The following is a 14,767-nucleotide window of genomic DNA, read 5'->3' on the forward strand; positions in this document are numbered from 1 at the left end:
GGAGGGCAAACACAATGTATTCTCGTGATTATAATAAAAATCCGTTTATTGTGATTTGGGAGTTAACTCAAGCATGTCAATTAAAATGTCTACATTGTCGTGCAGAAGCTCAACATCACAGGCATCCGTTGGAATTAACATTTGAAGAAGGTAAAAAGCTGGTTGATGATATATATGAGATGGATAATCCAATGCTTGTATTTACAGGTGGGGATCCACTGGAGCGACCGGATGTTTTTGATATTGCTGAATATGCTGTTCAAAAGGGTGTTCGTGTATCAATGACACCATCAGCTACACCAAATGTAACAAAAAAGGCGATGAAAAAAGCAAAAGATGTAGGATTAGCAAGATGGGCATTCAGTATTGATGGTCATTGTAAGGAAATACATGACCATTTTCGTGGTACAGAAGGATCGTTTGATTTAACGATGAATGCGATAAGTTACTTAAATGAACTGGAAATGCCACTTCAGGTCAACACCGTTATCTCTACCTATAACTATAAATACTTAGAGGAAATGGCTGAAATGGTGGAAAATCTTAATTGTGTGTTATGGAGTGTATTTTTCCTTGTTCCTACAGGGCGAGGAAAGGAATCTGATATGATTTCACCAGCAGAGCATGAACGAGTGCTACGCTGGCTGTATATGTTATCCAAACGTGCTCCGTTTGATATAAAAACAACTGCTGCACAACATTATCGTCGTGTCGTTATACAAGGAAAAATGCGAGAAAGTAAAGGAAAAAGTGATAAGGAACGTATTTTCTATCAAGATGCATTAACAAACGGTAAAACCGATCAAATTGATGGACTAGGCCGTGCTCCTAAAGGGGTGAATGACGGAAATGGGTTTGTGTTTATTTCCCATACTGGTGATGTTCTGCCCAGTGGTCTGCTGCCAATCAAGGCAGGAAATATCCGCGAAACACCACTTGCAACGATTTACCGCACGTCAGAGGTATTCCAAAATTTACGCAATCCGGATAATTATAAAGGAAAATGCGGGATATGTGAATTCCGTCATGTATGCGGTGGCTCTCGGTCCAGAGCATACAATGTTACAGGAGATTATATGGAAAGTGAACCTTACTGTGTTTATATTCCAAAAGCAATGCGACAGAAGAAAAAGGTTAGGGAAGTAAAATAGAGAAAGGCTTCTGGCGTGTCGCTTGTAGAGATGCCGAAGCCCTTTCATATTTATAAAAATAAAATAACAAGTAAACCTACAACGACACAATAGTAGGAGAAATATTTCAGGTTCCCTTTAGCCATTATATTGATAAAGCCTTTTAAAGCAAAATATGTTGCTATAAACGCAGCTATAAATGCGATTATATATGGAATCATCAACGCACTAAAGTTTGGATCACGTATTATCTCAGGAACTTCTAAAATTGTTGTTCCTAAACTAACCGGGATATACAATAGGAATGAAAAGCGAAGTGCTGTTTCCTGCTTCATCCCGACTAGCATTGATGCAACAATGGAGGCTCCGGAACGGCTAATACCTGGAGTCACAGCAATGGTTTGAGCTAGTCCGACAATAATAGCATCTTTGGAAGATAGATCACCATCGTTTTTTCTGCCCCTAAGATTTCGAATCATCCAAATTGCCATAGCTGTGATCAGCAAGGTGAAACCAACAACGCTTGTACTGCTAAGTGTATCACCGATAATATCCCCAAACAATAAACCAACGATCCCTACTGGAATTGTACCGATTAAAAGGTAAAAAATAAATTGGAAATCGCTTTTGGCCTTTTTATCCTTTTTCGTTATAAAAAGAATGCCATGTTTGCTTAACCGATAAATATCGTGACGATAGATAAGGAGAACCGCAAGAAGGGAGGCAAAGTTAACAAATATTTCAAAAGAGAGCCCTCTTGCTTCAATTCCAAACAGCTCACGAACGATGATGATATGTCCACTCGAAGAAATAGGGAGCGGTTCTGTAATACCTTGAACGAAACCTAACAGTAGATATTGTATTAATGTCCACAGTTCTGTCATGAATTCCATGGAAAATCCTCCTTATAATTATGAGGTAAAGTCACCAAAAAACTTGATAAATATCATGTTTTCTTTATCCTTTTTTCATATATGATACAAGTCACCATCCACTGTCTAGTTGAATAGTCTAGATGGTGAGGAGGTTGAAAAGATGAATATGAATAACGACTATAATCATATATACGAATTATGTAAAAGTCATATGCATTCCTATGTGCTTGCTGAAATGGTTGATGGTACAAAGGTAGATGGTATCGTTACAGGATTGGATAATGAATATGTTTATATTGCTGTACCTATAGGTAATGGAGAGCCAACACACAACCACCATCATCACGATATGAATCGTCAATTTGGTTATGGTTTTGGCTATGGATACCCCGGTTATGGTTATCCAGGATATGGAGGGCCGCCAAGAAGGTTTAATAGGCTTGTATTGCCACTTGTTGCACTCACTGCATTAAGCGTATTACCATGGTATTAAGTCATTAGAATAACTATCTTTAAAAAGCAAACCCTTGCCAATCAGTTGCATAGGCAAGGGTTTATAATCCTTTCACTGTTCTTTTCTTTTCGGTAAAACAACTTCAGCTAAAACAATTGCTGCTACAGCAAAAATACCGGCTAAAATAAGGGTATCTGTAAAAACAAATGGTGAACCAGCCATACTGGTTAAAACATAGGAAACGACAGTACTAATTGCCACTGCCCAAAATATTGTCATTATGTAGCGCATTATTAACACCTCGTTTTTAAATATAAGATTCGTACATTTAAGTTCATATACTTTAATATAGTTTATCAAAAGAACGTATAAAATTAAAGTATTTATTTATCTTTACATATGGGGGGAATTTTATGTCCATGTTAATAGCTAATTGTGATCATTGGATTGGGTTTCATATTGCAAGTGTTTTACTTGAAAGAAGTTATACAGTTGATGGAATTGGCGATGAAAATAGTGATTTAGCAATGTTTTTGGGAAGGAATAGTTCATTTCACTTTGTAAAGTCGGACGTGAGCAAACAGTATGCGTTTGCGATTGTTATTGGTGACCAAGAAGGAAGTGATCAGTTTCAATCAGGGTACACATTGATGATCAATCCCACAAGGAAGGACAGAGTTAGCAATAGGGTAATAATAAATGCTCCATTACTCTTTGGGGAGTGGATGCCAATGAACGAACAGGGGGTTTATTGTAATAACTCATTTATTACGTTTGATTCTGATTATTTTCAAACAGAAGCTATTTACATTAAAGATTTTACAAATGGATTGCTGCAATGGTTAAAAACGGAAGAGCTTCCATCCCATTTGGAAGTACGGTCAGAAAAAAATAAAGAAAATCAGCATGTAAAACTTGAAAACGCCATCTACATTCGTGACAATAGACCTATGGAAGAAAAAGTGAGCAATGTATTGGAACATTATCGCATGTATAGCAATTTTTATGAAAATCTTTACGTATAAGCCGAGCTTTAGTTGTTATATACTCTTTAAATCGATAAAATGAATGCAATTGTTTAGAATAGATGTATAGGTGAAATTCTTTTACGAATGCCAAGTTTCTAAGATTGGAGTTTGCACAATGCTGAAAAATGTTTCAAGCCTTTTTATAGTAATATTTGTACTGATCATTTTATCAGGCTGTAGCAACTATTTTGACGGTGGGCAAATTCAAAATGTTGGTATGCTTGTGGATAGCTCCATCGATGATCAGGCATTGGCGGAAAAAGGATATGAGGGATTACAGGACATTGGTGAAAAGTATGAAGTAGACGTATTTTATGAGGAAAATGTAATGACAGAAGAAGAAACCATTGAAGCTGTAGATGCGTTCGTGGAAGACGGAGTAAATCTTATATTTGGCCACAGCAATATTTATGGGGCGCACTTTGCAGACATAGCGTCATCATATCCGGATGTTCACTTTGTCTATTTTAATGGTGGGTATGTTGATGAAAATGTTACTAGTTTGAATTTCGACTCACATGCGATGAGTTTCTTTGCAGGGATGGTAGCAGGTGAAATGACAGAGACGGATCAAATTGGAATGATATCCGCTTACGAATGGCAACCGGAAATTGAAGGTTTTTATGAAGGGGTGAATTATCAAAACCCTTCTGCTGAGGTACAAATCAAATTCAATAGTGATTGGAATGAAACAAATTCCGCACCGGAAATTTATGAAGATATGCGTGATGATGAGGTAGATGTATTTTACCCAACAGGAGATGCATATAGCACAGGTGTAATCGAGGAGGCCGAGGAAGACGGCTTATATGCTATTGGATATGGGTCGGATCAGTCGAAAATAGCTGAATCGACCGTGCTAACCAGCACAGTTCAACATATTGATAAGTTGTACGAGTTAGTTGCTGATGAATTTAATACAGAATCCCTCGAGGGAACTATTATGACATTTGACTTTCAGGATGAATTTATTTCATTGGGCCAGTTTAGCCCGGATGTCCCTAGGTATTTTCAGAACGAGGTAAAAGAAGCGGTCGATGAATATATAAATAATGACTTGTTGCCCAACCAATAGAAAAAACTGGTGCATATACATCAGTTTTTTTCTTGCCATATAAGCCAATATACATTATTATTAGTACCAAGTCATAATAATTACTAATAATATTTTTATGTATAAAAGGGGATGCGAATATGAGCGTTGGCGTACTTGGTACTGGACATTACGTACCGCCAAAAGTAGTTACAAATACGGATTTAGAAAAGCTTGTAGATACAAGTGATGAATGGATTCGTAGTCGAACCGGGATAGAAGAAAGAAGAATTGCCGATGATGATACAGATACATCTGACATGTCTTTTTTTGCTGCACAAAATGCATTAGACGAAGCAAATGTTAAAGCAGAGGACATCGACCTTATCTTAGTTGCAACGGTAACGCCGGATACGCCTTTTCCATCCGTATCCTGTATGCTTCAGGATAAGCTGGGTGCGAGAAAAGCTGCAGCGATGGATATTAGTGCTGCCTGTTCAGGATTTATGTATGGAATGGTCACTGCCAAACAATTTGTCGACACAGGAGTATATAAAAATGTACTAGTAGTTGGTGTTGAAAAGTTATCCAAAATAACCGATTGGTCTGATCGCAATACCTGTGTGTTATTTGGTGATGGAGCCGGTGCTGCAGTGATTGGTGAGGTTACAGAAGGAAAAGGCATTCTATCATTTGACCTTGGAGCAGATGGTAGTGGAGGCAAAGAATTATATCAGGATGAAAATGATTACCTTCAAATGAATGGCAGGGAAGTCTTTAAATTTGCGGTAAGACAAATGCCTGAATCATCGGTAAAGGTAATTGAGAAAATAGGTTATAATGAAGCTGATGTAGATTATTTAATCCCACATCAAGCGAATATACGGATTATGGAAGCGGCAAGAGAAAGACTTGGAATTTCTGAAGATAAGATGGCTTATTCCGTGAAAAGGTATGGAAATAATTCATCTGCATCGATTCCTATTGCCTTATCAGAAACTGTAAAAGATGGTAAAATAAAAGATAATGATTTAATTGTGTTAGTCGGATTCGGTGGTGGACTAACATGGGGTGCGATAGCACTGAAATGGGGCAAATAGGTTCACAATTGGATAGGGAGGTATACCTTTATGAATGACAGAAGAGTAGTTGTAACAGGAATGGGAGCAGTGACACCAGTAGGTAATGATGTTGAAACAATGTGGGATAGTATTATAGCAGGAAAATCAGGTGTTGATTTTGTAACAAAGGTTGACAAAGAGGCGTTTCCTGCAATTATTGCTGCAGAAGTGAAGGGTTTTGATCCTACTGATTATATGGAAAAAAAGGAAGCCAGGAAGATGGATCCATTTGCCCAATATGCCGTAGCTGCTGCAAAGATGGCCGTACAAGATGCAGCATTAACCATTGATGAAAATAATGCAAACCGTGTCGGTGTGTGGATCGGCTCCGGGATTGGCGGTATGAAAACCTATGAAGAACAGCATTCAAAGTTTAATGAAAAAGGCTATAAACGTGTGAGTCCCTTTTTCGTCCCAATGATGATACCTGACATGGCTGCGGGTCAGGTATCCATTCAATTAGGAGCAAAAGGAATTAATTCTTGTAGCGTCACAGCTTGTGCATCTGGATCCAATTCCATTGGAGATGCGTTTAAAGCTGTGCAGCGTGGTGATGTGGATTACATGATTGCAGGGGGAACAGAAGCCCCAATTTCCAATATGGCATTTGCCGGTTTCTCTTCAGCAAAAGCATTGTCTTTAAGCGAAAATCCGAAAGAGGCGAGCCGTCCCTTTGATAAAAATCGTGATGGTTTTGTAATGGGAGAAGGTTCCGGTTTATTAATCCTTGAAACGTTGGAAACTGCTCTAGAGCGCGGTGCGCATATTTATGGTGAGATTGTTGGATATGGCGCAACAGGTGATGCCTATCATATTACAGCCCCTGCGGAGAATGGGGAAGGAGCCGCTCGCGCTATGCAGCATGCCATTGATGATGCAGGTATTTCACCTGAAGACGTTGGTTACATTAATGCACATGGTACAAGCACTGCTCTCAATGATAAATTCGAAACCGTTGCGATAAAAGACGTTTTTGGGGAACATGCGAATAAGTTAGCGGTCTCTTCAACAAAATCGATGACAGGCCATTTACTAGGTGCCGGTGGTGGGGTGGAAGCTGTTATTTCCATAAAAGCAATGGAAGAAGGTATGATTCCAGCAACTATTAATTACGAAACCCCGGATCCGGATTGTGATCTTGATTATGTGCCGAATGAAGCAAGAAAACAGAATGTTGATGTTGTTGTCAGCAACTCATTCGGCTTTGGCGGACATAATGTATCGCTCGTGTTTAAAAAATATTAGAAAACGTGGTTGTCGCCTAGTTTTTGGGTGACAACCAAAGTTCGCACTTATGCAGTAAGAAAGTATTTGAGACTTTCTTACCTGCTAAATAAGTGATTGTAGAAATCGGGTTGCGTATGCTCGGTTTCTTTTTGTACGTTAGGAAAGTATAAAATTTGAGCACATGGGAATTTCAGCGTTGTAAAAATGTTTTCAAAGTGGTCTATACAAGGGATTGGATTTTGGCTAATTCATTCTCGTAGTCCTCTTTTTTGGCCAGTTGCCCTTGTCGAGTATAAAACTCAATGATCATAGATAAAGCCTCTTCCTTCAATCTTACATCGTTTGTTGTCTTCATCATTTCATAGCCCTTGTCATAACACTTTTCAATCCCTTCCTTGCTGCTTTCTGCTAATTTTTCTTGGCAGAAAGCAAGATGAATATAAGTCGTCCCTATTTCCACATCTTTTCCCGTAATCGAAAGTTGCTTATAAATGGAAAGAGCTTCATCATAATAAGGCAAAGCTTGCTTCCATTTTTCTTGCTTTGAAAAGTTAGCGGCGATGGCTTGTAATGTATTGCCATAATTTTTGGATGTCTTATGACCTTGCTGTTCCAATAATTTTAGAAGCTTGGTATACAGTGAATTGGCTTTTGCAAATGCTTGTTCCTGAGAATGGGCTTTACCCAAATAAAGAAGAAATTGTGCCCGTATTCGCGGAAGGTGCACAGAAAGAGGTAGTCCTTTCTCTAAATATTTTTTCGCTTGATCGAATTGTTTGCTTCTAAGGGAGAGCATGCCTAGTTTTACATAAGTAAGGACTGCTTGAGATTGGTTTTTCATTACCTGCAAAGCTGAATCATAGTAGTGTATCGCCTGCATGTCATTTTTTATAGATTCCTCTAATTCACCGAGCATGAGATAAGCTTTCATCAGGAGTTCCTCTGCTGTATCATCAAGCGATAAAAATATATTTTTCGCTTCTAATATGGTGTTATGTGCCTTTCTTAAATCGATATAATAATAAACTTCGCCTATATTTAACATGGTTTTTCCATATGTTTCCTTATCTTTCTCTTGGTTCACATTTTTCAACTGATTTTGATAAAGGGCTAAGGCATTATCATAGTCTTCCATTTTAATATAAGCTTTGGATATAGCATGAATGGTTTCAATCCTAAGCGGGTGGTTTTCAGGAAGATTTTTGCTGAAATATGCTAGGGCCTTTTTCATATGGTCAATTCCGCTTGCTATATCCTCTTCGTCCAAGAATAATTTACCAAGATGGCTATACACGAGACCGTACGCTGTTTCATCTTCTGGTCGCTTTTTATCCAACCAGTATAAAAGTTTTGCGAGGATCATCCTGGCCTTTTTTTCTTGGGCATATTCCCTTTCGAGCGCAGCATGTTTCAAGTAAGCGTCAATAATATGAGCCCCATCTTCTTCATTTAACTTCCCCACTAAGTTCAGCGCTTTACGAAAGTTGTGTGCTGCTGCTCCATAATTTGATTTGTTTTTATAATAAGTTGCTAATGTTATGAGTGATTTAAATGTTGTACTTGTGTTCATTTGTGATTCGTTTATAAGTTTAAGTTTATCCTCTATTTTATTGATCGATACCATGACTTGTTCTGTGTCTTGATGACCGGCGTGTATGTTTACTTCAGTGATGAGCGCTTTAAGTTCTTCGTCCAGGCCTATCTGCGTCCCTTGTTTATATTGCAACGTTCTTCACATCCTTTACCATTTTATAGCCGAATTGTAAAAACAAATGAACAACGAATCACTTTCATTTTATCAATAACGGTTCAAATATGGTGTGAACTATATCACATCCTTTCATGATGTAAAAAGTTATATCAATAAGCGTGGCGTTAATAGGTTTTCTTTATATCAGTTGTCATTTCTACGAAGCTTTGTTGTTTTGGTATTTATTTTTATCATGTTTTCAACACACACGTCTAATTCTATTTGTGTCAGCTTATTTACAAAAAATGAACGAAATAGTTACAAAAGTCACGATTGTGATCCAGCTCACATCAACCCGATTTTAAAAACGTCTAAACTTGGAATTAGAAACAAGGAGGAGGGGTTGATTTGAAAAAGAAAGTATCACCGCTTTGGCAAAAAATAAAATATTTGAAGCCTAAAGAAAAACACTCAGAAAACCATAGTGAATTACATGAAGGAAAACGTGAATGGGAAAATGTTTATCGAAATAGATGGCAGCATGATCATGTCATCCGGAGTACTCACGGTGTCAACTGTACAGGATCATGCAGCTGGAATATCTTTGTAAAAAATGGCGTTGTCACATGGGAAGGGCAGGCCTTGGATTATCCGTCCACAGACCCTGATATGCCGGAATATGAACCACGGGGCTGTCCAAGAGGAGCAAGTTTTTCTTGGTATATTTACAGTCCGCTGCGTGTGAAATACCCGTATGTCCGTAAACAATTATCCGACTTATGGCAGGAAGCTAAAGAACAACACAATAGTCCACTTCAAGCATGGGAAAGTATTGTAGAAAATAAAGATAAAGCCAAACGTTTCAAACAAGCACGTGGAAAAGGTGGGTTAGTCCGCGCTGAGTGGGACGATGTATTAGAAATCATTTCGGCCTCCATGTTGTATACGATTAAAAAATACGGTCCGGACCGTAACGTTGGATTTTCTGTTATCCCTGCGATGTCGATGCTCAGTGCTGCCTCGGGAATGAGATTTATGTCATTGATGGGCGGGGAGATGCTCAGTTTTTATGATTGGTATGCGGATTTGCCCCCAGCATCTCCGCAAATTTGGGGAGATCAGACAGATGTCCCTGAAAGTTCAGATTGGTTTAACTCGTCCTATATTATGACATGGGGCTCCAATGTTCCATTAACACGGACACCAGATGCTCATTTTATGACGGAAGCACGTTATAGAGGGGCCAAAGTCATCTCGGTCAGTCCGGATTTTGCAGAATCGACCACGTTTGCTGATGAATGGCTTTCCGTCAGACAAGGAACAGATGGTGCTTTAGCTATGGCCATGGGTCATGTCATACTAAATGAATTTTATGAAAAAAATCCAACACCTTATTTTATTGACTATTCGAAGCAATATACGGATTTCCCATTTGTTGTTCAGTTAGAAGAACAAAATGGAGCATTCACTGCTAATCGATATATGCATGCTGTCGATTTAGGAATGGAAACTGAAAACAATGAATGGAAACCAGCTATGTACAACAAAAATACAGATCGTTTCTCCATTCCGCAGGGAACAATGGGCTCCAGATGGGATGAGAGCGGTAAGTGGAATCTGGAACTAATTGATGAAAACACGAACGAAGCGATTGAACCTGCGTTAAGTTTTCTGGGAATAGAAGATGACGTCATTCAAATACAGATGCCGTATTACGACGAGCATACGAAAAAAGTATTGAAGCAAGCAGTTCCTGTTAAAAAAATAGAGTTGGATAACGAAACGAAGTATATAACGACGGTATATGATTTAATGACCGCTCATTATGGGATTGATCGGGGAATTGGTGGTGAAGTTGCTCATTCATATGAAGATATGGTGTCTTATTCTCCGGCATGGCAGGAGCAGATTACAGGGGTTGACCAAAACCTTGTTGTAAAAATTGCCCGAGAGTTCGCACAAAATGCGATTGATACAAAAGGTCGTTCCATGATTATTCTCGGTGCAGGGGTAAACCATTGGTATAATGCGGATGTCGCTTACCGAACGATCATTAATCTAGTCTTGATGGTCGGAGCGCAAGGCGTCAACGGCGGAGGCTGGGCCCACTATGTTGGTCAAGAAAAACTTCGTCCAGTTGAAGGGTGGACAACAATTACCAATGCAAAAGACTGGGGGGCTCCTAAATTGCAAAATGGTACTTCATTCTTCTATTTCCATACAGACCAGTGGCGATATGAAGAAGAACCTGTCAGCAATCTAGCTGCCGCAACAGTTGATAAAACCCGGTATGACCATCCTGCTGATTATAATGTACTCGCAGCAAGACTTGGATGGTTGCCATCTTATCCGACTTTTAATAAAAATGGCCTTGATATTTATAAAGATGCTGTTAATAACGGTTATGAATCAAAAGAAGAGATTGGTCAATATGTTGCAAAACAATTAAAAGATAAGAAATTAAAATTTGCTATTGAGGATCCAGATAATCCGGTGAACTTTCCACGAAATCTTTTTGTATGGCGAGCAAATTTAATTTCCAATGGAAAAGGTCATGAATACTTTCTGAAACATTTGCTCGGCACAACACATGGAATGTTGAATACGGAAAATGATTCCCTTCAACCTGAAGAGATCAATTGGCGTGACGAAGGTGCGGAAGGGAAGCTTGATTTATTAATCAATCTTGATTTTCGTATGTCTGGGACAGCACTTTATTCAGACATTATCTTACCAGCTGCTACCTGGTATGAAAAACATGATTTATCAAGTACAGACATGCATCCATTTGTTCATCCATTTAATCCGGCCATTACACCTCCATGGGAATCAAGATCCGACTGGAACATATTCCGTTCCTTAGCAAAAACTGTATCCAATATGGCAGAGGAACTCGATTTAAAGCCTGCTAAGGAAGTTTTTGCTGCACCCATTCAACATGATTCTCCGGGAGAGATGGCTCAAGCCATGGGGAAAGTGAAAGACTGGTCCAAAAATGAATGTGAACCTGTTCCGGGAAAGACAATGCCGAATATTAATGTAATTGAACGTGATTATAAAAATACGTATAACAAATTCATTTCCCTTGGACCAAATGTTGTTAACCAGCCTTATGGCGATAAGGACATGACATGGAATATGGAAGAAGCATATGAGGAACTGAAAAAACGTCTCGGGACGATAAATGGAACGGTTGGAGATGGCTGTCCGGATATTACCGAAGCCAAAAGTGCGAGTGAAGCTGTTCTGCTCATGTCTTCTACCACTAATGGAAAACTTGCTGTCAAGGCATGGGAATCGCTTGAAAAGAAAACCAACTTGGAGCTTAAGGATTATGCAGCAGGGAGAGAAGAAGAATTACTTGACTTTAAGCAAATTAATGCACAGCCGAAAACAACGATCACTTCACCGGCATTTACTGGTTCGATGAAGGAAGGAAAGCGCTATTCTCCATTTACAACAAATATAGATCGGCTTATCCCTTTTCGGACATTGACGGGAAGACAATCATACTTTATGGATCATGACATCATGAAGGAATTCGGAGAGTCGTTTGCAATTTATAAGCCGATATTGAATCTGTCACCGTTTAGATCAGATCGTCCAAAACCAGAAGGAAAAGAGATTACATTGAACTATCTTACCCCCCATAATAAATGGTCGGTTCATAGTATGTTCTTTGATTCACAACCTATGTTGACATTATTCCGCGGTGGACCAACGATTTGGCTAAATAAAGACGATGCGGAAGATATTGGTGTTGAAGATAATGATTGGATTGAGTGTTTTAACCAAAATGGTGTAGTTGCTGCCCGAGCAGTTGTCACGCACAGACTGCCAAAAGAGATTGCTTTTATGCACCATGCTCAGGATCGCCATATTTACGTACCTGGATCAAACCTATCTAAAAACCGCGGTGGTACGCATAATAGCCCAACAAAAATTTATATGAAACCAACGCATATGATCGGTGGTTATGGTCAACAGAGTTATGGATTTAATTATTACGGCCCGACTGGAAATCAACGGGACGTCAATGTTGTTATCAGAAAAATGGAGGAGGTTGATTGGCTTGAGGATTAAAGCGCAAATCGGCATGGTGATGAATCTTGATAAATGTATTGGATGTCACACATGCAGCGTGACATGTAAAAATACCTGGACTAACCGTCCAGGTACGGAATATATGTATTTTAACAATGTTGAAACAAAGCCAGGTATAGGTTATCCAAAACGCTGGGAGGATCAGGAAACATATAAGGGTGGCTGGGAACTTAGTGAAGGAGAGTTGCGCTTGAAATCCGGATCGAAAGCAACTAAGATGATGCAGCTTTTCCATAACCCTGATCAACCTGAATTGGATGATTATTACGAGCCTTGGAATTACGATTATGAGACGTTGATCGACAGTCCAGAGAAAAAATATCAACCGGTGGCTCGTCCAAAATCGGCTATCACAGATGAATTTATCGATCTTGAATGGGGGCCCAACTGGGAAGACGACCTTGCCGGTGGACATATTACGGCCCCTCGAGATCCGAACGTGGAAAAAATGGAAGAAGCGATTAAAACAGAATTTGAAGATGTTTTTATGATGTATCTACCGCGTATTTGTGAACATTGTATTAACCCAGCCTGTGTTTCTGCGTGTCCATCGGGTGCGATGTATAAAAGAGATGAGGATGGAATTGTTCTTGTTGATCAAGATTCTTGTCGTGCATGGCGGCATTGTGTATCATCTTGTCCTTATAAAAAGGTTTATTTTAACTGGAAAACAAATAAAGCAGAAAAATGCACCATGTGCTATCCACTTATAGAAAATGGGAAACCAACTATTTGTTCAGAAACTTGTGTCGGCCGAATTCGTTACGTAGGCGTAATGCTCTATGATGCGGATAAAGTTTTAGACGCAGCCTCTGTTGAGGACGAGCAGGAACTCTACCATTCCCAACTGGACATTTTACTAGATCCATTCGACCCGGAAATTATGAAACAAGCGAAAAAGGACGGTATTCCTGAAGATTGGATTAAAGCAGCACAACAGTCACCTATTTATAAAATGGTTGTCGACTGGCAAATTGCCTTACCACTTCACCCTGAATACCGGACAATGCCAATGGTTTGGTATGTACCTCCATTAAGCCCAGTTATGAATACAGTAGAAGGGAAAGGAAGTTCATTTGATAAAGATGATATTTTCCCCGCCATTGATAATTTGCGTATTCCAATTGAATATTTGGCAAATTTGTTGACTGCCGGGAATACGAAACAGATTCGCACTGTCCTTAAAAAATTAGCTGTTATGCGGAGTTATATGCGCGCTAAAACATCAGGAAAAACATTTGACCATGCGCTGGTTGAAGAAATCGGCATGAATGATGAAGAAATAACGAAAATGTTCCGTCTATTGGCTATTGCAAAATATGAAGATCGGTTCGTTATTCCAAAAAGTCATCGTGAAGATGTCTCCGATTTATATGACGAACAAGGTGTTTGTGGACTAAACTTTGATGGTGGTCCTGGGAGTTGTGGTGTGCTGATGAATTAGGTGCGTATCTCGCATGGAAAATGAATGAGAAGGTGATGTCTATGAAACAAAATGAACGTTCAAATGTTTATCAACTTATATCTTTTCTGTTTGAATATCCGTCACAAAAAATGCTGAAAAACATGCCTGAGATTAAAGAAGAAGTCGGCAAGCTACGTAATAAAAATATAAAAGAATCATTAACAACTTTTATTGCATCTATGGAAAACAGTAATTTAAATGATTGGCGTGATCAATATATTGCCTATTTTGATTTTGGCCGTTCCACCAACCTCTATGTGACTTATTCGCGATTAGGGGAGCAACGACAAAGAGGAATTGAACTATTAAAACTTAAAGAATTTTATCAGGCTTCTGGGTATGACGTCACGGATCTTGAATTACCTGATTATTTACCCTTAATGATAGAGTTTTGCAGCCAAGTTTCTGCTGAAACAAGCAACCAATTATTTAAAAAATACAAGGGTGAGATCAATTCAATTAGAAACAGTCTGGCTGAGAAAGGAGGCCAGTTCACCCCCTTATTTGATGCCTTGAACTTCCAAATGGAAGAAGATGGCGTGTTGCCGGAAAGTAATAAGAATGGTAATGAAATAGAGCCTATTTCAGAAAAATGACCGATATTGAATTGAAATGATGACTTCGGAGTGATTATCCATGC

The 14,767-nt window shown here is 39.0% G+C and carries 12 protein-coding genes; 9 read left to right on the plus strand and 3 right to left on the minus strand.

Features of this window, described 5'->3' with window-relative positions; genetic code table 11:
• The first annotated feature begins 14 nt into the window (after positions 1–14).
• The gene (locus KFZ56_RS08485; protein ID WP_222641507.1) at positions 15–1,151 is read left to right on the plus strand and encodes a TIGR04053 family radical SAM/SPASM domain-containing protein; all 1,137 of its coding nucleotides are present in this window, start codon (positions 15–17) and stop codon (positions 1,149–1,151) included.
• A 50-nt stretch (positions 1,152–1,201) separates the two neighbouring features.
• On the opposite strand, the gene KFZ56_RS08490 is transcribed toward KFZ56_RS08485, so the two are convergent.
• Positions 1,202–2,014, minus strand: coding sequence for an undecaprenyl-diphosphate phosphatase (locus KFZ56_RS08490; RefSeq protein ID WP_222643947.1), 813 nt, complete (start codon positions 2,012–2,014; stop codon positions 1,202–1,204).
• 151 nt (positions 2,015–2,165) lie between these two features.
• On the opposite strand from KFZ56_RS08490, the gene KFZ56_RS08495 reads away from it, so the two are divergent.
• Positions 2,166–2,498 (plus strand): hypothetical protein, encoded by a 333-nt coding sequence (locus KFZ56_RS08495; protein WP_222641508.1) that lies wholly within the window; start codon positions 2,166–2,168, stop codon positions 2,496–2,498.
• A 72-nt stretch (positions 2,499–2,570) separates the two neighbouring features.
• On the opposite strand, the gene KFZ56_RS08500 is transcribed toward KFZ56_RS08495, so the two are convergent.
• Positions 2,571–2,750, minus strand: coding sequence for a YjzD family protein (locus KFZ56_RS08500; protein ID WP_222641509.1), 180 nt, complete (start codon positions 2,748–2,750; stop codon positions 2,571–2,573).
• A gap of 122 nt (positions 2,751–2,872) precedes the next feature.
• Here KFZ56_RS08500 and KFZ56_RS08505 point away from each other — a divergent pair, with 122 nt between their 5' ends.
• From KFZ56_RS08505 to fabF, 4 genes are all read left to right on the plus strand, one after another.
• Positions 2,873–3,484 (plus strand): hypothetical protein, encoded by a 612-nt coding sequence (locus tag KFZ56_RS08505; RefSeq protein ID WP_222641510.1) that lies wholly within the window; start codon positions 2,873–2,875, stop codon positions 3,482–3,484.
• 118 nt (positions 3,485–3,602) lie between these two features.
• The gene (locus KFZ56_RS08510) at positions 3,603–4,562 is read left to right on the plus strand and encodes a BMP family ABC transporter substrate-binding protein (RefSeq protein WP_222641511.1); all 960 of its coding nucleotides are present in this window, start codon (positions 3,603–3,605) and stop codon (positions 4,560–4,562) included.
• A 119-nt stretch (positions 4,563–4,681) separates the two neighbouring features.
• Positions 4,682–5,620: a beta-ketoacyl-ACP synthase III gene (locus KFZ56_RS08515; RefSeq protein ID WP_222641512.1), complete on the plus strand. Its 939-nt coding sequence runs from the start codon at positions 4,682–4,684 to the stop codon at positions 5,618–5,620.
• Positions 5,621–5,650: 30 nt separating this feature from the next.
• Positions 5,651–6,886, plus strand: coding sequence for a beta-ketoacyl-ACP synthase II (gene fabF / locus KFZ56_RS08520; RefSeq protein WP_222641513.1), 1,236 nt, complete (start codon positions 5,651–5,653; stop codon positions 6,884–6,886).
• 202 nt (positions 6,887–7,088) lie between these two features.
• Here fabF and KFZ56_RS08525 read toward each other — a convergent pair whose 3' ends face one another.
• Positions 7,089–8,594 carry a tetratricopeptide repeat protein gene (locus tag KFZ56_RS08525; protein ID WP_222641514.1) on the minus strand — a complete coding sequence of 502 codons (1,506 nt, stop codon included), beginning with the start codon at positions 8,592–8,594 and terminating at the stop codon, positions 7,089–7,091.
• Between the two features lie 372 nt (positions 8,595–8,966).
• On the opposite strand from KFZ56_RS08525, the gene KFZ56_RS08530 reads away from it, so the two are divergent.
• Genes KFZ56_RS08530 through narJ form a run of 3 tightly spaced genes read left to right on the plus strand, consistent with a single transcriptional unit; the run spans position 8,967 to position 14,723 of the window.
• Positions 8,967–12,641 carry a nitrate reductase subunit alpha gene (locus KFZ56_RS08530; RefSeq protein ID WP_222641515.1) on the plus strand — a complete coding sequence of 1,225 codons (3,675 nt, stop codon included), beginning with the start codon at positions 8,967–8,969 and terminating at the stop codon, positions 12,639–12,641.
• A complete protein-coding gene (gene narH / locus KFZ56_RS08535; protein ID WP_222641517.1) occupies positions 12,631–14,106 on the plus strand; it encodes a nitrate reductase subunit beta in 1,476 nt (491 codons plus the stop codon). Before KFZ56_RS08530 ends, narH begins: the two co-directional genes overlap by 11 nt.
• Positions 14,107–14,147: 41 nt before the next feature.
• Positions 14,148–14,723, plus strand: coding sequence for a nitrate reductase molybdenum cofactor assembly chaperone (gene narJ / locus KFZ56_RS08540; RefSeq protein WP_222641518.1), 576 nt, complete (start codon positions 14,148–14,150; stop codon positions 14,721–14,723).
• Positions 14,724–14,767: the final 44 nt, after the last annotated feature.

The sequence above is a fragment of the Virgibacillus sp. NKC19-3 genome (assembly GCF_019837165.1).
GTDB lineage: Bacteria > Bacillota > Bacilli > Bacillales > Amphibacillaceae > Virgibacillus_L > Virgibacillus_L saliphilus.

Excerpts from the sequence above, each read along its gene's own strand:
- KFZ56_RS08485 (WP_222641507.1), top strand. The coding sequence starts at position 15 with ATGTATTCTCGTGATTATAATAAAAATCCGTTTATTGTGATTTGGGAG.
- KFZ56_RS08515 (WP_222641512.1), top strand. The coding sequence starts at position 4,682 with ATGAGCGTTGGCGTACTTGGTACTGGACATTACGTACCGCCAAAAGTA.
- KFZ56_RS08510 (WP_222641511.1), top strand. The coding sequence starts at position 3,603 with ATGCTGAAAAATGTTTCAAGCCTTTTTATAGTAATATTTGTACTGATC.
- narJ (WP_222641518.1), top strand. The coding sequence starts at position 14,148 with ATGAAACAAAATGAACGTTCAAATGTTTATCAACTTATATCTTTTCTG.
- KFZ56_RS08505 (WP_222641510.1), top strand. The coding sequence starts at position 2,873 with ATGTCCATGTTAATAGCTAATTGTGATCATTGGATTGGGTTTCATATT.
- KFZ56_RS08495 (WP_222641508.1), top strand. The coding sequence starts at position 2,166 with ATGAATATGAATAACGACTATAATCATATATACGAATTATGTAAAAGT.
- KFZ56_RS08500 (WP_222641509.1), bottom strand. The coding sequence starts at position 2,750 with ATGCGCTACATAATGACAATATTTTGGGCAGTGGCAATTAGTACTGTC.
- fabF (WP_222641513.1), top strand. The coding sequence starts at position 5,651 with ATGAATGACAGAAGAGTAGTTGTAACAGGAATGGGAGCAGTGACACCA.
- KFZ56_RS08490 (WP_222643947.1), bottom strand. The coding sequence starts at position 2,014 with ATGACAGAACTGTGGACATTAATACAATATCTACTGTTAGGTTTCGTT.